The sequence below is a fragment of the Calothrix rhizosoleniae SC01 genome (assembly GCF_900185595.1).
Lineage (GTDB): Bacteria > Cyanobacteriota > Cyanobacteriia > Cyanobacteriales > Nostocaceae > Calothrix_A > Calothrix_A rhizosoleniae.
In genome coordinates, this window is record NZ_FYBH01000021.1 from 1 (window position 1) to 23,663 (window position 23,663).

Sequence of the window (23,663 nt, forward strand, 5' to 3'; positions counted from 1 at the left end):
CTTACCATTGAGCAAATTGATACCATAGATGATGAAACTTGGCAGTTACAAAACTTTAAAAAAACAGAAGCCAATCCCCAGCAAAATTCATCCCATCAACTACGAGCATTAATCGCATATTCTGATCGAGAACCAGCAATTTGGCGTAAAGTGACAGGTAGAGCCATAGTGGCATTACCTCTGATTACTCAAGAACAATGGCAGCAAAAAGGGTTTGATCAATTACCTAATTCTGCGAGTCTTATTTTTCAAGACCAATTGGGCAAGGTTAGTTTATTAGAAAGGATACAACAAATATCTCCCATAGTGCCGGGAGAAAATTTAGCAGATAAAGACTGGGAATTGCTGCTATCCGTGATTGCTGGAACTCCCATATTCCGTAAACCTCCCCGTGCTACAGTCTCTACTACAGGTAAAAGCCGCGCCAACATCATAGACAGTTTGAGTCAAAGCTTGTATGAGATAGATTTACAGCAAGAACATATTGGTAAAGAAATTCCCTCTGGACCCCAGCGAATTCGCGGTATTGCTGGTTCAGGGAAAACTGTATTATTGTGTCAAAAAGCAGCACACATGCACCTCAAGCATCCAGACTGGGATATTGCTTTGGTGTTTTTCACCCGTTCTTTATACGAGCTGATGATTAGTTTGCTAGATCAGTGGATACGTCGTTTTAGTGGTGGTGAATTGCACTATGATCCGCAAACTAACCAGAAACTGCGCGTGTTTCATGCTTGGGGTGCAAAAGACCAACCTGGTTTATACGGAACTATTTGTGAATACCACGGTAAAAGGCGGGGAACCCCCAGTGATACTAACGAAAGGCAACCAAATCGGGGGTTAATAGACTTAAGCAAGCAGCTATTGGAAGAGATTGAAATTGAGCCAATGTTTGATGCTATCTTGATTGATGAAGGTCAGGATTTGGTGTCAGAAGCAGATTTAAAGTATCAAGATAAGCAAGGGATATATTGGATGGCTTATCAGGCTTTGCGTCCTGTGAGTGAGGATAAGCCTCAAGAGAGAAGGTTCATTTGGGCTTATGATGAAGCACAAAGTTTGGATAGTTTAGCAGTACCGAAAGCGAAAGAAGTATTTGGGGAAGAGTTAGGTAATTTACTTTCTAAACAACCCCAATATTCGGGAGGTATCAAACGTTCGGAAGTTATGCGTCGTTGTTATCGTACTCCTGGACCAATTATCACTGCCGCTCATGCTCTTGGTATGGGTTTATTACGTCCCCAGGGAATGATTTCTGGCATTACGAATAAGCAAGATTGGGGTAAAATTGGTTACGAGGTTAAGGGAGACTTTCGTCGTGCAGGTAAACCAATTACGATCCAGCGTCCCCCCGAATATTCCCCTAATCCAATTCCGGAACTTTGGGGCGAACCAGTTTTAGAATTTATCACCTACAGTTCTCGCCAAGAAGAGTTTAATGCTTTGGCTGAGAAGATTATGCATAACATTGTTTATGATGGCTTGAACCCCAGTCGGGATATTTTAGTGGTGGTTGTGGGTTCTAATTCTGAAGCGATGGAATTAGAAATGGAAGTTGCTAGCTTTTTGATGGATGCAGAAATAGATATCTATATCCCCACCACTGTGAACTTAAATGATTTATATCCTCAGTATCCCCATAAAGATCCCAATAAATTCTGGCATGATGGTGGTGTGACAGTTTCCCGAGTTAATCGTGCTAAGGGGCATGAAGCTGATATGGTTTATGTGGTAGGTTGCGATCGCGTGGCTCGGAATGAAAGTGATGTCAATTTCCGGAATCAGTTATTTGTGGCTTTAACCAGGGCGCGGGGTTGGGCTAGTTTAACTGGTGTGGGTAATTATCCCATGTATGACGAAATCAGGAAAGTTTTGGCGAGTGGTAATACTTTTACATTTACCTATAAGCGTCAGCCGAAGCGGGATATTAGTGATAGGGAAGGGGTTTAGGTAAGTTTGATTGATTTTTTATGCAAAGGCGCTAAGTGATTCTTGGCGCTTTTGTATAGTTTGTAATCTCAAGATGAATTGCTTAATATAACGATGAAATCGTCAAAAGAATGGCTTGAAATAGACATAATACAGTTGATTGAAAATCAAGTTCAAGACTTTCTTGAACTTGATTACAAGGTATGTGGCGCACTTCAGAAAAAAGAAGGTAAGAAGAAAGAAATTAGCAAAATTGTATCATCATTTGCAAATTCAAATGGAGGTGTAATTGTTTATGGTGTTAATGAAAGTGGAAACTTGCCTGAATCAATTGATGTTGGTTTTGACCCAAATGATATCACTAATTAATTCTAGAAGATTGAAAACGGAAATTTTGCGTTTATAAGCTCGGTTTTTTAGTCTTGTTGAGAAAGTTTCTAAAGATTCATTCGGCTTGCTCTGAGTTGAGTTGAGCTTGTCCTCGTTCTTTAATAGTTTGCAGCAACCTTGGTAAAGACTTGTCATCATATTCCCTAAATTGCCCATTCTCTAACTACTCTATACCCAGATCAATATCCCGTTGTAGTGCTTCTGACTTGAGTTTTCGTATGGCTGCTTCCGAACCCTCTAAACGTTGCATCATTTCCTGAAAGCTACGAGCATCGACGGTGTAATCATAAATCTTCTTCAGCTAAATCAGCAATTTTCATTAATGCTTTTAATGTTCCAACTTTTAAATTTTTATTTTTATGTACGAGAATTGAAAGTATTTTATCAAAATCAGGATTTTGATAGATGTGATGACTGCCTGTAATTCTCTGTAAAATCCAGCCTCGCTGCTCAATAATTTTACATAACTGCTTACCGGAGATTGATTTCATACCGCAATCTCAACGATTTGAGCATTTGATTCAAGGGAGTGGGCAATATTTGCAACTTCCAGCCATCCTTCAATTGCATCTTTTAAATTTGCTAATACTTCCTCCATTGTGTCACCCTCAGTTATGCAACCAGGAAGTGCTGGAACTTCTGCCCAAAAACCACCTTCTTCTGCCGGATGAATAATTGCTTTGATTTTCATCAGTTATTTATGAATAGAATTGCCGCAAAATGGGAAAATAGCAAAATTTTGGTTCAATTACTTAATTATAGGTAAATACTTAATTATTAGGAGTTAGTAGATAGTTGTCAAAAGCACTCCTAACTCCTAATTCCTCACTCCTAACTTTGTTCAGGCGATTTATTTTTAGCTCTCTCCGCACGAGCTTCCGCCGAACCCATCACCTCATCCATATTTTCTAACATTTCTCCGGGAAAATTTTCCAAAATCCTGGTAGAAAGAGCAATCCTACCTTTACCCTCATCCAAATCTATAATTACAGCTTTCAAAGATTGACCACTTTGAAATACCTGCTCCAAATTTTCAATAAACTTCTGGCTAATCTGCTTAATGTGTAATAAGGCACTCATCCCATCAATATCTATAAATACCCCAAAAGGCTTAATACCAGTTACCTTACCTGACACCAACTGACCAATTTCTAATAAACTGAAACTTGCAGAACGAGTGGCCAATCGTTGAGAAAGTATCAATTTTTTATTGCTGCGACTAACTTCCAAAAAACCAACGGTGAGAGTTTGCCCAACTAACCCTTCTAAATCATCCCTCTCAATCAGGTGCGATCGCGGAATGAATCCCCGTAACCCCTGAATATTAACCGTCACACCACCTTTATTCACCCCCGTTACCCGCACAGTTACCGTTTGGGAATCCTCCTGCATTTGTGCCAGTTTGTCCCAAATCTGTTGAATTTCTAACTGTCGTCGGGAAAGGGTAACTTGCCCTTCTGCGTCCTGTTCCCGGATAATTAAAAATTCCAGTTCTTCACCTAAAGGCAAAACCTCTGATATATCAACTACAGTCCTTAAAGATGCCTCATCCCTGGGGATAAAAGCCGACGATTTGCCACCAATATCCACATACGCACCATCAGGATCTAATTGGAATACCTTACCCTTAACTACTTGTCCTTTTTGAAAATGGTAATCGTGGCTTTCTAAGGCTTTGGCAAAGTCATCCATGCTAAAGGACGAATTGGCTGTTTGAGAAATGTTCACTTCGGAATTCATGACTTTTGAATATATATTTTTATTTAGAGGTATTGACAAACTGGGTAGCTGCTTCACCTCTATGGTATTGCCCACCCTGTAGGGATTGGGTATATTTGGATATTGGCAGAGAATTTCCAATTGCTGGCTGACTCTCGCTTTTAGGCATCTTAACCTCAAATAAAAAATATAGCCTTAAGATGCCTGTAGTTGGGCAAATAACTGTTTTACTTGTTCCCAAGCATCGGCAGCAGCTATTGGATTATAGCTGGCACGATGATCACAAAAAAATCCGTGGTCAGCTCTATCGTAGCGAAACAAACGATGGGGAATATTGTATTTTTTGAGCTCTGCCTCAATTTGGTCTACCTGCTCCCTAGGAATACTGGCATCTATCATGCCAAAAAAGCCATAGAGGGTGCCTTGAATCTCCTGGGTACGGGAAATGGTCGCAGCACCACCTCCAGGGGTATTGGTGGCAATTCCAGCACCATAAAAGGAGGCAGCTGCTTTTATCTCTGGTAAGGTAGCAGCAAGATATGTTACATGACCACCGAAGCAAAAACCAATACAGCCAAAACCATTTTGACTCACTTGAGGTAGAGTTTTCAGATAATCAATTGCTACTTGAATATCACTTAATAATTCTGATGCTTTGGTTTGCATCTTATATGTTTTGCCAATTTTAATATCTTCTGGACTGTAACCAGTCTCAAAACCAGGAGCTAGACGCTGATAAAGCGCTGGGGCAATAGCTACATAGCCTTGACGAGCGATTCGTTCTGTAACTTCCCGAATATGAGCATTGACACCAAAAATTTCCTGTAATACAACTATGCCGGGATAAATACCTGGAACAGTTGGTTTAGCTAAATAAGCATCTATTGTGACATCAGTTTGTAAAAGTTTAACTGTTGTGCCGGTAATTGCGACCTCTGTCATAATAGTTCTTTACCTATACAGTACAGTGTGATTATTTGAGATATAACTATGCCAGTATCTCAAAGTAAATGTATGCTGTCTATCTACCAAAAATTACTCATTGATGGGGGATGAGCAATTGCCAAAAACAACATTAACGGTATAAATAAAGTATTTAACAGGTAGCAGATGCAGCTGGTCATACACTGCGAATAGCACTTAGGAGTTTTGGTGATGCTTCAATTCCGTATTCAACCAGATAGTGAAATTCCTTCTTCAACCCAGCTGTTTAATCAAATTCGGTTTGCGATCGCTTCTCGGCAATATCCACCCGGATATAAGTTGCCAAGCACGCGGGCGCTAGCCATGCAGACAGGGTTGCATCGTAATACAATTAGTAAGGTTTATCGCCAGTTAGAAGACGAAGGTTTTGTTGAGAGTCTAGCTGGTTCGGGAATTTATGTCCGTGTTCAAGGACATGAATGGGGGGGTAGTACCCTCCAATCCCCAGTTTCCCAACAATATCCCGAAGCTTACAAAACAGTCCAACAGGCACTTGATGAATTACTTTCCCAAGGTTGTTCCCTCAATCAGGCGCGAGAAATATTTTTAGCGGAAATTGACTGGCGTTTACGCTGTAGCGCCAGGGTTCTAGTAGCAGTACCAGCAACGGATATGGGAGCCGGGAAGTTAATGATTTATGAGTTGGAAGAATCTCTGCAAATTCCCATCCAATTAGTGGCGATGGAAGAATTAGCTGCTGTGCTAGATCAAACTAGTTCTGCCACTGTAGTCACTAGTAGGTATTTTATCGCAGAAGTGGAAGCGATTGTTGGTCTTCGAAGAGTGAGAATAATTCCTCTAGATATTTATGACTATGGTAAGGAATTTGACGTTGTCAAGGGTCTGAATAAGGACAGTTGTATTGGTGTAGCCAGTCTTAGCCCCGGTATTCTCAGAGCGACAGAAGTAATTCTCCACGGTTTACGTGGAGATGAGTTACTTGTAATGACGGCTCAACCAAAAGATGCCTACAAGTTACAAGCAATTGTCAAACGAGCACAGGTGATTTTTTGTACCGACCCATCGAGTTTTAGCGCCGTACAAGCAGCTATACACAAAGTTCTCGAAGATATTATCCGCCCACCAAAGTTGATTCGCTGTGAAAATTATATTGGTACTAAATCAATTAATCTCCTCAAACGGGAACTTGGCCTAGGATAAGTATTTTTTGTAACTTGCACAAATAATTTTAGCAAGCAAATTTACGGTGAATCAGCCAAAAAATCCTGTACGATTTGACAGTATATTACTGGATCTTCTAACATCGGGAAATGACCTGTTTGAGGAATCACAGCAAATTCTATTCCCTTATTTAAAGAAGCTGCCTGTTGTCCCATGGCAGCGGGAATAATTTGGTCAAATTCTCCGGCAATCAAGAGAGTTGGTATTTTTAATTGGGCAAATTCTTCAGGCATCAACTCAGCCTGTTCTTTACTGACAGAGGTAAATATAGTACCTAAAGCGGCATCATAATCTGCACAGAGAAAATCTTGCAAAAAAGCCTTACGTTCAGCAACAGGAATAGAACGATGTAAGAATCGTGCCATAAACATTTGGTCAACAAATGGTATTTTATCCAGCCACCGGGGACGAAATTTCACAACATAGCCACCAAATTTATGGAAGGCTGCAAATGCCTTTTCGTCGTACTCAAAAATACCACTACAAGTGAGAATTGCTCGCTCAACTTTCTCTGGATAACGGTTGAGAAATAAAGTCGCAATCGAAGCACCCATAGAATGGGCAGAAATATAAACTCGCTCGATTTGCAAGGCATGAATAAATGCGGCTAAATCGTGCGTATATTCATCTAATTCATAGGTTAATTCAGAGACTTTAGATGCATCAGTGCTATCCTGAGAAAGATTTCCTTGAGAGCGCCCAAAACCCCTCATGTCATAAAGTAAACAGTCAAACTGTGTTGATAAAACCTTGGCTGTACTTATCCAGTATCTACCAGAACCAGCCCAACCATGAACAAAAATCATTACAGGTTTATTTTGCTCGGCAGATGGTGTAGTTATCCACTCGTAGTAATGCTGAACGCCGCGAACTTGAATGTATGGCATTTATCAAAAGTCAAAAGTAAAAAATCAAAAAGCTTATAGAGTAGGCTTTTTAAGGATTTTACATGGCTACTTTATTTACACCATGCTGTACTAGAATTATCTTCCCATGACTGACTAAAGCTAGTCAAAGTTTAGCTACAGTACATTTATACTAATAACTGCAATGCCCAATAGTTCTCAAGCTGATTCTGGCTTTGGTAAGGAAGAAGGATGCATAATCAATTCAGCAGTAGAACGTTTTTCTACCATTTCTCTGGTTACTTGACAACTCAATACGTCCTTGCGGGAAGGCAACTCATACATGACATCCAACATTAGTTCTTCTATAATGCCCCGCAATGCCCTAGCACCAGTTTTGCGACGATAAGCTTCTTGAGCGATCGCTCGCAGTGCTTCTTGTTTAAATTCTAGTTCCACATTGTCCATATTCAACAGTTTTTGGTACTGTTTCACTAGAGCACTACGAGGCTTGGTTAAAATCGCCATCAGTGCCTCTTCATCCAGGGGATCTACCACCGCTACCATGGGAATCCGCCCAATAAACTCCGGAATCATGCCAAATTTTACCAAGTCGTCCGGCTCCAAATAGCGCAGGGTATCAGCAGCTCGCTTTTCTTTTGATTGCCCTTCCCCTGGTTGGACAAAGCCCATTGACTTTTTACCCACTCGTTGATCTACAACTTTTTCTAAACCAACAAAGGCGCCACCACAAATAAATAGGATGTTGCTTGTGTCAATTTGAATACAGTCTTGATAAGGATGCTTCCTTCCTCCTTGGGGCGGTACATTGGCAACTGTACCTTCTAGCATCTTCAGCAATGCTTGCTGTACTCCTTCCCCAGAAACATCTCTGGTAATGGAAGGATTTTCACTCTTGCGGGCAATTTTATCAATTTCGTCAATATAAATAATTCCCCGTTGTGCCTCTTCTACATCTAAATCTGCCACCTGCAACAGTCGTAGGAGGATATTTTCCACATCTTCCCCTACATATCCAGCTTCTGTCAGGGTCGTAGCATCAGCAACAGCAAAGGGTACATCCAGAATTTTTGCTAAGGTTTGTGCCAGTAGGGTTTTTCCGCAACCAGTAGGGCCAATCAGCAAAATGTTTGCCTTTTGCAGCTCTATGGTATCCTCTGTATTTTTAACATTACTGCCGGGGGACTGAACTAATGATAGTCGCTTGTAATGGTTATAAACAGCAACTGACAGTACTTTCTTGGCTTCATCCTGACCAATAACATGCTCGTCCAAATACTTTTTGATCTCCCGAGGTTTGGGAATTTGATTCAATGAAAGACTAGCAGAACGATGACGACGCTTTTGAGGAGGCTCTGACTGCTCTGCCGGTTGAGTTGTGGCAGTGCTAGTGTCGAGCAATTCTTCATCGAGGATTTCATTACATAAGTCTACACATTCATCGCAAATGTAGACTCCCGGTCCAGCGATGAGCTTGCGTACCTGCTCTTGGGACTTGCCGCAAAATGAACATTTTAAATGGGAGTCGTACTTAGCCATACCAGCCTCTTATCTTTATAAAATGGAGAGGTTTTCTCCAACGGTGGGTAGATCTTGTCTGGAAGAGATGACTTGGTCTATCAAGCCATAATTTTTAGCTTCATCTGCTGACATGAAAAAATCTCTTTCTGTGTCAGCACTAATTTGTTCTAAGGACTGACCAGTATGATGAGCTAGTAACTGATTCAATTTAGCCTTATGATAGAGGATTTCTTTTGCTTGTATTTCAATATCAACAGCCTGACCTTGGGCACCACCAAGGGGTTGGTGAATCATAATCCGAGAATCAGGGAGAGACATTCGTTTACCTGCCGCACCTGCTGTCAGTAAGAACGCCCCCATACTAGCAGCTAATCCAAAGCAAATGGTGACTACATCAGGACGTATTTGCTGAATTGTATCATAAATTGCCATTCCTGCTGTCACTGAGCCCCCGGGGGAGTTAATGTACAGCTGAATGTCTTTTTCTGAATCTTCAGCATCTAGAAATAATAGTTGGGCAACTATGGAATTGGAAATGTTGTCGTCAATGGGTGTGCCCAAAAAAATAATCCGCTCTCGGAGCAGGCGGGAGTAGATGTCGAAAGCTCTCTCTCCCATTCCAGATTGTTCGACGACGGTGGGTACGATGTTGGTTGTGCTGTGGAGGGAATTAATTTCTAATCGACTCAAGCTATATAATGGGTGATTTCCCGATTGCGATGTAAGCATAAAAGGTAGTGTTTAACAAACAATACAACAAATGTAAACTAAAGGGTTTGCTGTCGCTGGAGACAATAACTTTGTATTGTAGCTATGTGTTAACCATTATGACTCATCTCAATTGCTCTATCGTTTTAACACGATTCATGAGAGGGGTAAATAAAATAATGGTAAGAGAAAATTCAGGACAAATTTATTCACTCTTTTTAAGGTAACTCTAAATTAAAAGTTTGACAAAATTGTCAGCGATCGGTAAGTTGCGATTCACTTAACTTATGAATCTTCACAGTTGCCGATGGCTGACTTTTATCGTTTATTCTGTGACTTCTGTAACTTCTGTAACTTCTACAGTTTCTACAGGTTCTTCACTAGAAACTTCCACTTCTGGTTCTGCTGGGGAGGTTTCCGCGACTTCTGCTGCACTCAAAGAGCCTTCTGGAACAAGTTCCACGGAGGAATTTTCCAAGAGCCAATCCATGATTTTTTCTGTCAAGATTTCGTTTTCGACCATTTCTTGGAGTCTATCTGTATCTATATCTTCTTCTGGATACTCCTCTTTCAGTTTGGCAACGCGGGTACTTACTTCTTCTTCTGTGGCTTCTAGGGACTCCCGTTCACTCACTTCCCGCAATGCTAGCGATCGCTTGAGGCGTTCTATTGCTTCTTCACGGGAACGTTCCCGCAGCTGAGGAATAATATCTTTGGTAAATAATTGCTTCACATCCAATCCCTGCTGGGACAGTCGCATTGCCGTTTGAGTCAACATGGAGTCAATTTCCTGATCAATCATGGTGACAGGTAAATCTACTTCCACATGTTTAATCAACTCATTTAAAAAAGCCTCTTGCTGATTCGACTTAGTTTTTTCTTCGGCTTCTTTTTGGAACTGTTCTGTGAGGGAGTCCCTCAACTCTTGTAAAGTCTCGAATTCACTGACTTCTTTGGCAAAGTCATCATCTAATTCTGGTAGCTCTTTTTCTTTTAGTTCCTTGAGAGTAACTGTAAATAAAGCGGGCTTACCTGCTAGGCTCTCATCACCATAAGGGTCGGGAAATTGAGCAGATATTTCTTTGGTTTCTCCTGGATTCATACCCACTATCCCTGTCACAAACCCAGGGATAAATTTATCTTCTTGCAATTCTACTTGAAAATCATTGGCTTCTCCACCAGGAATTGGTTCTGGTTCTGCATCTGGCTCATCATCTTCAGGTTTGATTACCCCTTTAAAATCCATTATCGCCTGATCACCAAGCTTTGCAGCCCTTCCTTCCACAGGGATTAAGGTTGCCATTTGTTGGCGTTCTCTATCTAAGGTGTCTGCAACTTTTTCTGGGTCGTATTTCACCTCTTCAGCTTGGACTGATAAGCCAGTATATTGCAACAGATTTACCTCTGGGGGTACATCCACAGCCGCCGAAAAGGTTAGTGGTTTGCCCGGTTCGTAATTTTGAATTAATTCCTCGAAGTCAGAACGTAATTGTGGCTGACCGATGGCGGCTAAATCTTCTTGTTTGATCGCTTTCTCAATTCCATCTTGAAGTAATTCTTCTAATGCGGCTGCCTTAATTCTTGTTGTACCCAAACGCTGTATTAGTATGGGTCGAGGAACCTTTCCTTTCCGAAACCCAGGAATATTGACGGATGTAGCTAACTTTTTAATGACCTGTTCATAAGTTTGCTTGGTCATTTCTGGTGCAATTTCTATTTCTAGACCAATTTGGCTAGCGGGAAGTTTTTCCTGGGTAACTTTCATAACTCTTGCTCTGTTTACTAATTATTTTCTACTGTGAATACAAAAATTCTGAATGGGTCTAAAGAGGAAAATTTGCTGGAGGTGGAACATTTAGGGCTGTTGATCAGCGATATTCTTCAGGAAATGCCGCAGGGGCTAACCTATCCGTACTTTCCTTGGCTTCAATTCAGGAGGGGTCGAATCCCCTTCTGAATCACTCCTTCTGAATTGAAAGAGGGTGTAGGGTGTGGGGTATAGGGTGTAGGGGAAATAACCCTCTTTAATACTTGATGGTGAAAAATTTTTTCATATCTACGAGAAGCCGTGCTTGGCGCGTCTACGGGACTGCCTCCTGCCTTCTTCAACCCACAATGTCATCAATGTTTGACTCATCAGCCACAAAGATATAATTAAAACTATATCCGCCATTTTGTCCACGTCCCAGCAGATAACTGCTTTCAGCAACTGTGTTCCCAGCTATTTGTGACCTGGAGACTCACAGCTTAAACATTCTTCGATTTTGTATTTGCTCTTTGTTCGCAGGTGAATCCCGTGATATCCTAGTTTACATAGGTTTTCTTCCAGTTGTTAATTTTCCTGGACATCATAGTATAAACCTTCCCAGCAACATCCTTGGCGATCTATATTTTTTTATTTATAAATTTTAAGGATATATCCTGCCCAATTGTTTCATCTAACCAAAAATTTGTTGTACAATATATACTTTAAATTAAATTCAATTTAAAACTAATAAATTCAATTTAAAACTAACTAACTCATCAATTGTTTTTTGTCAATTGCCACATTACGAGGATATCTATAGTTTTACCTAATATAGTAGGGTCATAGAGATCCATGTTTATTGCAAAAAAATACTAATATTAACATTTTCTCAATATTCAAACTTTTATTTTTATTGATTTTAGTGATTTGACTGATAAATTAATAAATTGCCAAGAAGGAGGAAGACAGTGTGTCTAGAAGCTATCGTGTAGCTATTTTGGGAGCAACTGGTGCGGTAGGTAAGGAGTTGCTGGAATTATTAGCAAGCCGAAATTTTCCCATTGCCGACTTGAAATTGTTAGCATCTAGCCGTAGTGCTGGACAGGAAATATGCTTTCAAGGGGAAAATATACTCGTGGAAGCAGTTAGCGATCGCGCTTTGGAAAACCTAGACTTAGTATTAGCAAGTGCTGGTGGTTCTACCTCTAAAGCATGGGCAGCCACAGCAGTGAAAAAAGGTGCAATTGTCATCGACAACTCCAGTGCCTTTCGCATGTCCCCAGAAGTGCCATTAGTGGTTCCAGAGGTAAATCCAGATGCAGTTACCCAACACCAAGGGATTATTGCTAACCCTAATTGTACGACCATTTTAATGGCTCTAGCGGTATGGCCACTACATCAAGTGCAACCAGTAAAACGGATTTTAGCTGCGACTTATCAATCTGCCAGTGGTGCAGGGGCAAAAGCGATGGCAGAAGTGAAAGTGCAAGCTGAAGAAATTTTATCCGGCAAAGAGCCAACAGCAGAAGTATTCCCTTACCCCCTAGCTTTTAATTTATTTCCCCACAATTCCCCCTTGAATGATTTGGGTTATTGTGAAGAAGAAATGAAAATGGTCAACGAAACTCGTAAAATCTTTGGTGATCAAGGGATCAAAATTTCAGCTACCTGTGTACGGGTTCCCGTACTACGAGCCCACTCAGAAGCCATTAATCTAGAATTTGATCATCCTTTTGCTCCAGAAAAAGCAAGGCAAATTTTAAGCCAAGCCCCTGGTGTAAAATTGGTAGAAGATTGGCAAGCAAATCATTTTCCCATGCCAATTGCAGCTAGTGGAAAAGATGATATTTTAGTAGGAAGAATTCGCCAAGATATTTCCCATCCTTGCGGCTTAGAACTCTGGTTATGTGGAGATCAAATTCGTAAAGGGGCAGCATTAAATGCAATTCAAATAGCTGAACTCCTAGTGGAAAAAAATTTGCTAAAGGGAGCATCATTATCAGTTTCTACCTAAGAAAAACTAAATTTATTTTACAAATGTCTAGAAACAATTGAAATTAGGTGAAATCATGTCAATGGGAGTATTGCCGTTGAAAAAAATTTATAAAATAGGATATTACTGTAAAACACCCCCAACAGGAGAACATAACAAAGAGGGTAACTTAGGAGTGAAAACAGGGTGGTAGATTTTGGTATAGTTTTAACCGCAATGATTACGCCGTTTAAACCAGACGGTAGTGTTAACTATGATGTCGCAGCCAATTTAGCAACACACTTGGTAGAAAATGGTACAGATACATTGGTAATTTGTGGGACAACAGGTGAATCGCCCACCTTGAGTTGGGAAGAGGAGTATAAGCTGTTTCAAGTAGTTCTGGAAGCAATTAATGACAAAGGCAAAGTAATAGCGGGATGTGGTTCTAACTCCACCAAAGAAGCTATTGCTGCCACACAAAAAGCAGCTCAGATGGGCGTGCATGGAGCTTTGCAAGTAGTTCCTTATTACAACAAACCGCCACAAGCAGGATTGTATCAGCACTTTCAAGCAATAGCCCAAGCTTCACCCGAGCTACCACTGTTGCTATATAATATCCCTGGCCGCACCGGACAAAATCTACATGCAGATACAGTTGCTCGATTAGCAGAAGTAGAAAATATTGTTGGTGTCAAAGAAGCTAGTGGGGATTTAGATCAAGTCAGTGCTATCTGTCGCTTGACACCCCAAGAATTTCAGATTTACTCTGGTGATGATTCCTTAACACTCCCCATGTTAGCAGTTGGTGCAAAGGGAGTAGTTAGCGTCGCTTCCCATCTGGTAGGAAACCAGCTACAGCAGATGATTAAAGCTTTTAGGGAAGGGCAAACTCAGCTAGCAACTACAATTCATCTGCAACTTTTCCCTTTATTTAAATCATTATTCGCCACTACAAATCCAATTCCCATCAAAAAGGCATTAGAGCTGCAAGATTGGAAAGTGGGTTCTACTCGTCCACCATTGTGCGAAAGATCACCAGAAATAACTCAAGAATTAGGGGTTGTATTGAAAGAGCTAGATCTGATTTAGACAATAATTATTTGCTGCTAGCAACAAAATCTTTGTATATACAAAAGTTTGAGTAGATGCATAAAATTAGCAATGAATAATTAATATTTCTACTAACACATTTACTATAAATTTTTGAGTGTGAATTTCACTAAATTACTCAATTAGACATTGATTATATACCGACCGTTTTTCAGACTAGCTTGATTAAATTGCTTGTCCTACTAGTGCTATTTATAAGTGCTACTTTTCAACCTTATTAACTACAGAAAATAACCTCAGAAACAAATGACTAAAAAAGAAACTAACCCTGCCCTCAAAATAATTCCTTTGGGCGGATTACATGAAATTGGTAAAAATACTTGTGTGTTCGAGTATGAAGACGAAATCCTTCTATTAGATGCAGGACTTGCTTTTCCTACGGATGGTATGCACGGTGTCAATATTGTTTTACCCGATGCCACCTATCTTCGGGAAAATCGCCATAAAATTAAGGGAATGATTGTTACTCATGGTCATGAAGACCATATTGGTGGTATTGCCTTCCATCTCAAACAATTTGATATTCCTGTAATTTATGGGCCCAGACTAGCTATGGCAATGCTAGAGGGTAAATTAGAAGAAGCGGGAGTGCGCGATCGCACAAAATTGAATACAGTCATGCCCCGTGATATAGTCCGCATTGGTAAATCCTTTGTCATTGAGTATATGCGGAACACTCACTCTATGGCTGATAGCTTTAGTGTGGCAATTTTTACCCCCTTAGGTGTAGTCATTCATACTGGTGATTTTAAATTTGACCACACCCCAGTAGATGGAGAACATTTTGACCTGCAAAGACTGGCAGAACATGGAGAAAAAGGCGTACTTTGCCTGATGAGTGACTCCACCAATTCTGAAGTCCCTGGATTTACTCCTTCCGAACGTTCCGTATACCCCAACTTGGATCGGGTTTTTACTCAAACCTCTGGACGGATGTTTGTGACTACCTTTGCTTCCAGCGTGCATCGGATCAATATGATTTTGCAACTGGCGCAAAAACACAACCGTGTAGTTTCCATTGTAGGGCGCTCCATGTTGAATCTCATCGCCCATGCGCGTAATCTTGGCTATGTCAAATGCGATGACAATTTACTCAAGCCTCTGCATATGGTACGGAATTTGCCTGATGAGAATGTGTTAATTCTTACCACTGGCTCTCAGGGTGAATCAATGGCAGCATTGTCGCGGATTTCTCGGAAAGAACACCCTCATATAAAAATTCGAGAGGGAGATACGGTGGTATTCTCTGCTAATCCTATTCCTGGCAATACCATTGCAGTGGTCAACACCATTGATAGGTTAATTATGCAGGGAGCGAAAGTAATTTATGGACGTAACCAAGGAATCCACGTTTCTGGACATGGTTGTCAGGAAGACCAAAAATTAATGATCGCCTTAACTCGCCCTAAATTTTTCTTACCAGTCCACGGCGAACACCGGATGCTAGTGAAGCACTCGGAAACTGCTCAAAGTATGGGTATTCCGGCGGAAAATATGGTGATAATTAATAACGGAGATGTGGTAGAACTTACTGAAGAATCCATAAGTGTAGCCGGAAAAGTGCCATCTGGAATTGAATTAGTTGATACATCTAGTTCTGGCATGGTGAGTGCTAAAGTCCTGCAAGAAAGACAACGGATGGCGAACGAAGGTATTATTACTATTGCCGCAGCCATTGATTGGAATGGTAAATTGTTAGCAAAACCAGAACTTCATTTGCGGGGTGTTGTTACCAGTATTGAGGGAGCAATGCTACAAAATTTAGTTAAACAGCGAATTGAAGAAACCCTCAATTTCCGTTGGTCAGAATTTGCCAAGCCTAGTGAAAATGGCAAAAATGAAGTTGACTGGGGTGGATTGCAAGGAATTTTAGAACGAGAACTAATGCGCTTCCTCAAGCGAGAATTGCAATGTCAGCCAACTGTGACACTATTGATGCAAACTCCAGAAGCCCCAGCAGCGAAAGTTACTGATGGTAGAAGAAGACGTACTCGCACTGCGGCTCAAGTGGCATCTTAATCTGACTTTTCACGGGAATTTCACTCAACACCTGTAAAGGCAGGGGTAGGGGGTAGGGTGTAGGGAAAAGAAGAAAGTCTTGCTACACCCTACACCACAGACTCCACACCCTCTGACTTTTCACGGTATGTGGAAAAGTCAGCATCCTAATCCCCAAAACAAATAAATAATCAAGAATTTCCGGGTTGGATAGTTAGTTTTAACTATCCATTTTTTTGGGTACTGAAATGAATTCTTTTCTTACCAGTATTTATTGCTACTTTCACAAAAATGAATAAAATCTTTACAAAAAAAAGTTGCAATATTTTAACTTAATATCTATCCTAAGATAGATGCATTAAAGAGAAATTTAAATACTTCAAGAACTGAACAAGATAGTAATATTACTATTTCATTTTCTGAAAGAATGCGGTTATCTTGACCGTAGTAATCAAAAACTTCTGACCCAAGTAGCTACTGAAAATTCAGAACTAGAATCATCCGGGCAAGGTAATTGCCATGTTGTAGATGTTCATCGGATAGGTGAATACCCTCACCAAAACAGAGGAGTAAAGCATGAAGGTATTACAAAATACCAAATCGAGAATGTTTTTTGCTAGCTGGGTATGGACACATCAAGCAGAAACTAGTAATGTCAAGAATAATCCCCTATGTCCTCCATCTCCTGGACTGATAGGTAAAATACTGAAGCCCTTGCGGCAGTGGTTAGAAAATATTCAAGTACGCGATCGCCGACAAGCGCATTATTTGTGCCAATTAATTCCTGCACATTGTCCCTTTGAGCGTGACATAAAATTATTTGGTAAGACTTTGTTTCACATTCCTCCCATGTGTAAACTCAATCCACTTTATGAAGAGTTAGTAGGTTTACGTTTCCGCGCCCTATGCTATCTAGCAGATGAATGCGGAGAAGATGTGACACGGTATTGTTAGAAATTAGGATTTATGAGGTAGGAGTGAGAAAACTGATTCAGTAATGCCAAAATCCCTGATTAGTTGAGAGGGAGAGTGTGGTCAGATGAGGAAGAAGGGGGAGAGAGAGAAGGCAAAAAGCTTATCAGTTCTTTATTCTCCCCACACCTCCCACACTTCTCTCTCCCGCAGGATTGATGATTGCTCTCGATTACTGAATTGATGCTCTAGGAGTCTTTAATCCTGACCTCTTTGACTCATGGACTCCCTATTTTTTACTCTGCCATTTTTTAATTGCTGTTTGGGCTTTATTGTAAGCTGCTGTACCCTCCGGTACTAAAACAGCAGTTTGAATTGCATCTTTGAATCGACCTCGATTAGCACGTTTTTGAGCGATCGCCAAAATTTTCTCACTCCATTTATCAATAGATTTTCGTGCTATATCAAAGCCTGGTTCCCCAGCAGCCACTTTGTTTGCCACTACAATGGCTCGGTTGTAGCTAGATGCTTGTCCGTTTTTAATTAACACCTTAGCAGCATCTAAAAGAGTTTTATTAGTAAAAGCTCGCTTGGCTGCAAACTGCCATCTCTTAATTCCTGCTTGTGCTTTGGGATATAGAGGACCATCTTTGGTGAGTAACTGAGCTGCGGCAATCGCACTGCTATATTTTCCTCTTTTAGCTCGACCTTCTGCCAAATCAAAAATCATTCGACTCCAAATGAGGATATTTTCCTGAGCTTGTTGGTATAGTGGTTCCCCTGGTTTAATTTTACGAGCAGTAGCGATCGCTTGGCTCAAGTCACTTGCCTGGGTTTTTTTCAAGGACATTTTTGCCAAGTCTAGTAGGGCTTGATTTTCCTGTTTTGTCTGGGAAGTAGGAGTCCGCTGTGGCTTGGGTGTAGTTGGGAATGCAGAAGGATTGGCACGAGCCAGGGTGGGTAAGGTTTTCACATCAGCCCTTTGCTGGTTAAGGTTAACATCCGTAGTATTATCTTGCTGGGTTTCGTCAAGATTAGTTTGAAAACCGGCTTGATTGCGGAGTACTACTACCACCATTAAACCGAGCAATAAGATTGTGCTTCCTACCCACAATAATAATTGCTTAGTAATTGCAGGTTGATTTGATTCTGGCGGTTTCTGGGAAGATGGAATTGGTGTGATATTACCAGAGGATTGGCCGACTTCAGGAAGTTGAGGTAATGGTGGTGGGGATACGGGAACAACGGCATTTTCTTCCGTATTATTACTATTATTATATTGCCAGCTAGTATAGTTTTTTAAGTAATCTGACTGTAATTTTGGGGCAGCTTTAGCAGTGGATAAAATATCTTCAGATATCTCTTCTGGTGGAATTTTTCTGTGAGTTTGTCCAGGTTGAGTGATATCTGTTTTTGTTGGTATACCGATAATTTCTGGATTTCCCGCAGCAATAATCGTAACTGGGTTTTGTGTTGGTCGCCAATAATGATGACAAAGCTCTGGAGTCCTCACACTGAGATAACTTTCTAGATTAGTTAAACTTTTCCCATTTCCAGAACGTAGTGCTTCAATCAGAGCTGCTGTAAAAAATCCATGTCCTAGTTGCCGACTTTCATGGGAAAATTGCTCTGGCTGACAAGAAAGGATGGTGGAAACTTGTAACTCTTGGGCAAGTTCTATGGTTTCTTGTCCAATATAATTATTACCTTGGCTAGCGAAAGCCCTATTAATATCAAATAATACTAGAGCATTGACCTCAGTGATTTGGATTACTTGCAATAAACTCCGCACATCAATGCCAGTTTCCTGAATGCGTTCTGGATCCCCTGCAATGGGCATTAAGTAATCTTGTCCATTGTAATTGACCCCATAACCACTGAAGAAAAACCACAGTTTATCTTGGGGTTGCCAACAAGCCGCAGCTAAATCTTCCACTAATCGCAGAATATTGTCCTTACTTGGATAGGTGGATCTATCTCCAAATGGTGCTGAAGTATCCGTCATTAAAAGACATTGTTGGGGTAGAAAACCACCTTCAGTTACCAAATAATCCCTGAGCGCCTCAGCGTCTGCTTGGGGGCAACCTAGGGGCTGAAAAAACTGATATTGATTAATGCCAATAGCGATTGCCCAATTATTTGCCATGGCGCGTTTCTTAAATGATGGTGTGCTGAACTGAGATTATAGTTGGCTTTGAGATTGAAACAAGGCTAACCTAGTTGTTTTATAGTCTAGGAGATTATAATTTAATCTTCAGATTTTATGTATTTTTTATTACCTTGTTCATCAAGGAAAATACTTCCATTAAATTTCAATTTACCAATCTAATTTAGGAGTAAATAGGTAATGAACAGGAAAGATATTTGCCAACTATTAACTGTTCCCTTTCCAGCGAGGAGGGGAGGGAAAAGTCTCATTCCATTTATGCCATCAATTGTCCACAAAATCCGGAGAGGTTTAGGCTTATTTTTGTTGGCTTCTGCTGTACCCATGTGGTTAACTATAGAAGCGATCGCTCCCCAAGTGGTACAAGCTTACACCACCAGAGTTGATCTATCTCTGGATCGTTTACCAGAGGAAAGTTACCAAAGCTTGCTCACCAGGGCAGAAGCGATAGCAAGGGCTGGTGCTCAACGTAGTTTTGATAAGGACCTGTTGGTAACAGATGTATCTATAATTGTCTCCGTACAAAATCAGGGTACAGTTGTCCCTGTAATGTTATTGGAAGTTACTCGCCCTCAATGGCGTTCTCAACCTGATACACGACGTTGGGCAACTTATTTTAAGGTGGCACGTACTTTACTATTTTTAGGAAATTCATCTAAAATTAATAATTCCCCAATTACAAAGCAGCCCCAGGCTGTACAGCCATCTAAGTTTTTAAAAGTTCCTGAAAAGAATCAATCTACCCTATCTGTTCCTATTCCTCCACCACAAAAGCGTTAATAGCATAGAATAGTAAGGCTGTAAAAAATTTATATATCCGCTATCATGGCCGTTCCTAAGAAGAAAACATCAAAATCAAAACGAGATCAACGTCGGGCTCACTGGAGACGAAAAGCAGAATTTGAAGCACAGAAGGCTTTATCTCTGGGCAAGTCTATTTTGAGTGGACGCTCTACATTTGTTTATCCCAGCGATGAAGAAGAGGAAGACGAGGAATAATTCCCAAGATAGAATCCAGAATTAACAGAGACAGCAGAAGTCCCACACTCCTCTATAGGTGAGATGTGGGATTAATGCCAGTGAGTTAACGACAGTCCTCTGAACCAATGGGCGATCGCATCATGGAAGAGGATGTGTAGGAAACAAACAATTATTCTTCTGGTGATGGTATTATAAAAAGTTAAGGAAAAATAATTTTTCTGGCATATGAAATTTTTTCAAAAGCCCTCTCCAGAAGATGATAGAGTTCCTCCCGGTCAACATTTAGCCAAGGGTTTTCCAGTTTTAACTTATGGTGAAACCCCACAGGTAAGTATTGACACATGGGAATTTCGGGTTTGGGGTGCAGTCACAGCTAAGACTTTGACTTGGGATGATTTTATGGCGTTACCCCAACAGGAGTTTACTGCTGATTTCCACTGTGTAACCAGGTGGTCAAAACTCGATGTGAAGTGGACGGGGATTAAGGTAACTGACTTCATGAAATTAATTGAGGTAGAATCCCAAGCTGCTTATGTGATGGAACACTGTTATGGTGGCTACACTACTAATATTTCCCTGGAAGATTTTGTTAGGGAGGAAAATTTCTTTGCCTGTAAACTATTTGGGGAACCCTTACCAGCAAAACATGGGGGTCCCATGCGGTTAGTTGTTCCCCATCTTTATGCTTGGAAGAGTGCTAAATGGATTAATGGTTTGGAGTTTCTGGAAAAGGATGAGCCTGGGTTTTGGGAACAGAATGGCTACCATAATCGGGGAGAAGCTTGGGCGGAGGAGCGATATAGTAGCTTGTGATTTTTGAGTGTTGGAATCAATGAGCGATCGCTCTTATCCTAAACTAATTAGATTAGAAATGAACAAGAGAATGAACAGGTTCTGGCTATTGTAGAAGAACTGATGCACCGTCAAAACCGCAGTCCAGAAGAAAATGAGCTTTACGAATTACTGATTACTTTAATTGAGAAGTTTGAACAAGAATATTATTCCCCTGGAACTGCATCTAATCCTCACTCAATGTTGCTTTTTTTGATGGAACAGCGAGGGATGAAACAAGAAGATTTGGTAGGAGTAATTGGTTCTAAGGGGATTGTCTGTGAAATCGTTAATCAGAAAAGAGAAATTAGTAAAGCACAAGCAAAGGCTTTAGGTAAATTATTTCATGTTGACCCTGGTTTATTTATTTAATTGAAACAAATATGCCCGATCAACAGCTTGATTTAAATGATTATAAACGGAGAATTGTAGATTTATACAACCGCAGAAGTATAAATTATGATCATGGCAAATGGCGTTTGCAAATTTGTCATCGTCTGCTTGAATACTCGCAAATTAGTTATCAGCAGCATATTTTAGATATTGGCACGGGAACGGGTCATTTAGCGATCGCATCTGCGGAGATTGTTGGTGTTGGGGGTAGGGTTGTTGGTGTTGATATTTCTCCACAAATGCTTGATGTTGCTAGGAGTAAAGTAAAAGCACTCTCATTAAGCAATGTTGAATTACAATTAGCGGATGCTGAAGCAATTAATTATCCTGCTAATAGTTTTGACCGAATTTTGTGTGCAAATACATTTCCTTGGATAGAAGATAAACAAGCCGCATTAAGGACTTGGTATAAATTCCTCAAGCCTGGTGGACTAATTGCGATTCATACACCTGCTAATACTGCTTACGTTGGACAGGTCGTTTTGCGTTCTGTACTGAAAAGATATGGTATCAAGCTTGACCATAGCAATCGCATTGGTTCAATTGAAAGCTGTAAGCAGTTGTTTGTTAATGCTGGCTTTGAAGGGATTGACATCAAAACTGAACAGTATGGTAGTTATGTTAGCTTTGATTCTGTCAAGGCAAAGTGGGAAGAATTAATTTCGTTTTCCTTCCATAGTAAATCTGAAGAAATTCTGTCCCAGCTTGCATTAATACCCTTAGCAGAAGCCAAAGCTAAATTTGAAATGGAATTAGAAACACTTCAAACTAAAAAGGGAATTTGGGATGACCTTACCACTTTATATATATTAGGTCACAAAGCAGAAATTAATAAACCTGTTTGAGTTTTCCTTGCTCAAAACCTCAGAAGCTGCTTTAAAAAGGATAATTTACCTTTGTAGGGAGGGTATCGCCAATTGATATCTACCCAGAAGGGGTTTTTATAGGTGCTTTTGTAGTGAGAAAAAGTATCAAAACTTGCCTTACCATGATATCTACCAATACCACTGTCACCCACCCCACCAAATGGTAGTCCAGGTACGCTACAATGCATTACGGTTTCGTTGATACAAACTCCCCCAGATGAGGTTGATTGTAAAACTTGTTTTTGGAGATTTTGATCACGAGAAAATAAATACAAAGCTAAGGGTTTAGGATGGGAATTAATTGTGGCGATCGCTGCTGATATATCTGTATATGTAATTATTGGTAGGATAGGGCCAAAAATTTCATCTTGCATTACAGCATCATCCCAGTTTACATGATCAATGACTGTAGGAGATATATATAGTTCATCTTTATTTGTATCTCCGCCAATAATAATTTCACCTGATTGTAAGAATTTTTCTAGCCTCTGGAAATGTTTAGTATTGATATTTCTGGGATAGTCAGAACTAAGTTGAGGATTCTCGCCATAAAATAATTGCAAATTTTGTTTAATTGCTATTAATAAATCCTCTTTTATGTGAGAATTAACTAATAAATAATCTGGTGCTAAACAAGTTTGTCCGGCATTGATAAATTTACCCCAAATAATACGTTTAGCTGTTTTTTGCATATCAATATCCCTGTCAACAATACAAGGACTCTTACCACCCAATTCTAAAGTTACTGGTGTTAAATGCTTTGCAGCTGCCGTCATGACAATTTTACCTACAGCTTTACCACCAGTAAAAAAGATATGGTCAAACCGTTCCTGGAGTAAATCTTGACTAGTTTCCACCCCTCCTTCTACTACAGCAATATATTCTGGAGGAAAATGTTTACCAATCATTTCAGCTATTAAAGTAGAAGTGTGAGGAGCCAATTCTGATGGTTTAATAATGGCACAATTCCCAGCTGCGATCGCACCAATTAAGGGTTCTATAGCTAACAGAAATGGATAATTCCAAGCACCAATAATTAATACTACTCCTAGGGGCTCTGGATAAACTTTTGCTGATGCTGGTAATAGTTGCCAATATACTTGGACTTTTTTTGCCTTCACCCAAGTTTTAAGATGTTTAATTGTATAGTCAATTTCCTTAGTTATCAGAACTATTTCTGTAGCGAAGCTTTCAAATTGTGGTTTATTTAAATCTAGCTTTAAAGCCTGATAAATAGATTCTTCGGAATCCATAATTATTTGTTTCAACTTTTTTAGCTGTTGAATCCGAAAATTAATATTCTTAGTATTACCGGTAGCAAAAAAATCTCTTTGTTTGTGAATAATGTCACCAATAAAAGTGTTGGATATCATACTTTATTTCT

General features: G+C 40.2%; 23 protein-coding genes. 12 read left to right on the plus strand and 11 right to left on the minus strand.

The genetic code is table 11. The annotated features are described in order from the left end of the window. On the plus strand, positions 1-1,950 hold a 1,950-nt coding region (locus CALSC_RS00880), incomplete at its 5' end, for a DEAD/DEAH box helicase (RefSeq protein WP_088239551.1). 93 nt (positions 1,951-2,043) lie between these two features. Further along, positions 2,044-2,298: an AlbA family DNA-binding domain-containing protein gene (locus tag CALSC_RS00885; protein ID WP_088239552.1), complete on the plus strand. Its 255-nt coding sequence runs from the start codon at positions 2,044-2,046 to the stop codon at positions 2,296-2,298. Positions 2,299-2,603: 305 nt separating this feature from the next. Here the strand turns inward: CALSC_RS00885 and CALSC_RS00890 are convergent, their stop codons facing one another. From CALSC_RS00890 to CALSC_RS00905, 5 genes are all read right to left on the minus strand, one after another. Continuing rightward, on the minus strand, positions 2,604-2,810 hold the full coding sequence (locus CALSC_RS00890; protein ID WP_088239553.1) for a type II toxin-antitoxin system HicA family toxin: 207 nt from the start codon (positions 2,808-2,810) through the stop codon (positions 2,604-2,606). After that, complete coding sequence (locus CALSC_RS00895; protein ID WP_088239554.1) at positions 2,807-3,010, minus strand: type II toxin-antitoxin system HicB family antitoxin; 204 nt, start codon at positions 3,008-3,010, stop codon at positions 2,807-2,809. The genes CALSC_RS00890 and CALSC_RS00895 overlap by 4 nt, the downstream gene beginning before the upstream one ends. Before the next feature lie 140 nt (positions 3,011-3,150). Beyond that, positions 3,151-4,059, minus strand: coding sequence for a S1 RNA-binding domain-containing protein (locus tag CALSC_RS00900; RefSeq protein WP_088239555.1), 909 nt, complete (start codon positions 4,057-4,059; stop codon positions 3,151-3,153). A 19-nt stretch (positions 4,060-4,078) separates the two neighbouring features. Continuing rightward, positions 4,079-4,207, minus strand: a complete 129-nt coding sequence (locus CALSC_RS27755; RefSeq protein WP_268807170.1) for a hypothetical protein — start codon at positions 4,205-4,207, stop codon at positions 4,079-4,081. 26 nt (positions 4,208-4,233) lie between these two features. Continuing rightward, on the minus strand, positions 4,234-4,980 hold the full coding sequence (locus tag CALSC_RS00905) for a dienelactone hydrolase family protein (RefSeq protein ID WP_088239556.1): 747 nt from the start codon (positions 4,978-4,980) through the stop codon (positions 4,234-4,236). A gap of 213 nt (positions 4,981-5,193) precedes the next feature. Here CALSC_RS00905 and CALSC_RS00910 point away from each other — a divergent pair, with 213 nt between their 5' ends. Continuing rightward, complete coding sequence (locus tag CALSC_RS00910) at positions 5,194-6,183, plus strand: GntR family transcriptional regulator (protein ID WP_088239557.1); 990 nt, start codon at positions 5,194-5,196, stop codon at positions 6,181-6,183. Positions 6,184-6,224: 41 nt separating this feature from the next. Here CALSC_RS00910 and CALSC_RS00915 read toward each other — a convergent pair whose 3' ends face one another. The 4 genes from CALSC_RS00915 to tig all read right to left on the minus strand — a co-directional run bounded on the left by CALSC_RS00915 (position 6,225) and on the right by tig (position 11,064). After that, complete coding sequence (locus tag CALSC_RS00915; RefSeq protein ID WP_088239558.1) at positions 6,225-7,091, minus strand: alpha/beta fold hydrolase; 867 nt, start codon at positions 7,089-7,091, stop codon at positions 6,225-6,227. A 177-nt stretch (positions 7,092-7,268) separates the two neighbouring features. After that, positions 7,269-8,609: an ATP-dependent protease ATP-binding subunit ClpX gene (gene clpX, locus CALSC_RS00920; RefSeq protein WP_088239559.1), complete on the minus strand. Its 1,341-nt coding sequence runs from the start codon at positions 8,607-8,609 to the stop codon at positions 7,269-7,271. A gap of 15 nt (positions 8,610-8,624) precedes the next feature. Beyond that, a complete protein-coding gene (gene clpP, locus CALSC_RS00925; RefSeq protein ID WP_088239560.1) occupies positions 8,625-9,320 on the minus strand; it encodes an ATP-dependent Clp endopeptidase proteolytic subunit ClpP in 696 nt (231 codons plus the stop codon). 304 nt (positions 9,321-9,624) lie between these two features. After that, complete coding sequence (tig, locus tag CALSC_RS00930) at positions 9,625-11,064, minus strand: trigger factor (RefSeq protein WP_088239561.1); 1,440 nt, start codon at positions 11,062-11,064, stop codon at positions 9,625-9,627. A gap of 952 nt (positions 11,065-12,016) precedes the next feature. Here tig and CALSC_RS00935 point away from each other — a divergent pair. The 4 genes from CALSC_RS00935 to CALSC_RS00950 all read left to right on the plus strand — a co-directional run bounded on the left by CALSC_RS00935 (position 12,017) and on the right by CALSC_RS00950 (position 17,083). Further along, positions 12,017-13,060 carry an aspartate-semialdehyde dehydrogenase gene (locus tag CALSC_RS00935; RefSeq protein WP_088239562.1) on the plus strand — a complete coding sequence of 348 codons (1,044 nt, stop codon included), beginning with the start codon at positions 12,017-12,019 and terminating at the stop codon, positions 13,058-13,060. 165 nt (positions 13,061-13,225) lie between these two features. Further along, positions 13,226-14,110, plus strand: coding sequence for a 4-hydroxy-tetrahydrodipicolinate synthase (dapA, locus tag CALSC_RS00940; RefSeq protein ID WP_088239563.1), 885 nt, complete (start codon positions 13,226-13,228; stop codon positions 14,108-14,110). 267 nt (positions 14,111-14,377) lie between these two features. Continuing rightward, positions 14,378-16,150, plus strand: coding sequence for a ribonuclease J (locus CALSC_RS00945; RefSeq protein WP_088239564.1), 1,773 nt, complete (start codon positions 14,378-14,380; stop codon positions 16,148-16,150). A gap of 555 nt (positions 16,151-16,705) precedes the next feature. Continuing rightward, positions 16,706-17,083: a Mo-dependent nitrogenase C-terminal domain-containing protein gene (locus CALSC_RS00950; protein ID WP_088239565.1), complete on the plus strand. Its 378-nt coding sequence runs from the start codon at positions 16,706-16,708 to the stop codon at positions 17,081-17,083. A 247-nt stretch (positions 17,084-17,330) separates the two neighbouring features. On the opposite strand, the gene CALSC_RS00955 is transcribed toward CALSC_RS00950, so the two are convergent. Further along, entirely contained in the window at positions 17,331-19,187 is a 1,857-nt protein-coding gene (locus tag CALSC_RS00955) for a caspase family protein (protein ID WP_088239566.1), read from the minus strand. 279 nt (positions 19,188-19,466) lie between these two features. Between CALSC_RS00955 and CALSC_RS00960 the strand changes: the two genes are divergently transcribed. From CALSC_RS00960 to CALSC_RS00980, 5 genes are all read left to right on the plus strand, one after another. Next, positions 19,467-19,988 carry a hypothetical protein gene (locus CALSC_RS00960; RefSeq protein WP_235006632.1) on the plus strand — a complete coding sequence of 174 codons (522 nt, stop codon included), beginning with the start codon at positions 19,467-19,469 and terminating at the stop codon, positions 19,986-19,988. Positions 19,989-20,033: 45 nt separating this feature from the next. Next, a complete protein-coding gene (gene rpmF / locus CALSC_RS00965; protein ID WP_088239567.1) occupies positions 20,034-20,207 on the plus strand; it encodes a 50S ribosomal protein L32 in 174 nt (57 codons plus the stop codon). 207 nt (positions 20,208-20,414) lie between these two features. After that, a complete protein-coding gene (locus tag CALSC_RS00970; RefSeq protein WP_088239568.1) occupies positions 20,415-21,002 on the plus strand; it encodes a sulfite oxidase-like oxidoreductase in 588 nt (195 codons plus the stop codon). A gap of 102 nt (positions 21,003-21,104) precedes the next feature. Beyond that, positions 21,105-21,392, plus strand: coding sequence for a helix-turn-helix domain-containing protein (locus CALSC_RS00975; protein WP_235006633.1), 288 nt, complete (start codon positions 21,105-21,107; stop codon positions 21,390-21,392). Between the two features lie 11 nt (positions 21,393-21,403). Continuing rightward, positions 21,404-22,258 (plus strand): class I SAM-dependent methyltransferase, encoded by an 855-nt coding sequence (locus tag CALSC_RS00980; protein ID WP_088239570.1) that lies wholly within the window; start codon positions 21,404-21,406, stop codon positions 22,256-22,258. Positions 22,259-22,269: 11 nt separating this feature from the next. Here the strand turns inward: CALSC_RS00980 and CALSC_RS00985 are convergent, their stop codons facing one another. Then, positions 22,270-23,652 (minus strand): aldehyde dehydrogenase, encoded by a 1,383-nt coding sequence (locus CALSC_RS00985; RefSeq protein ID WP_088239571.1) that lies wholly within the window; start codon positions 23,650-23,652, stop codon positions 22,270-22,272. Between the last annotated feature and the right edge of the window lie 11 nt (positions 23,653-23,663).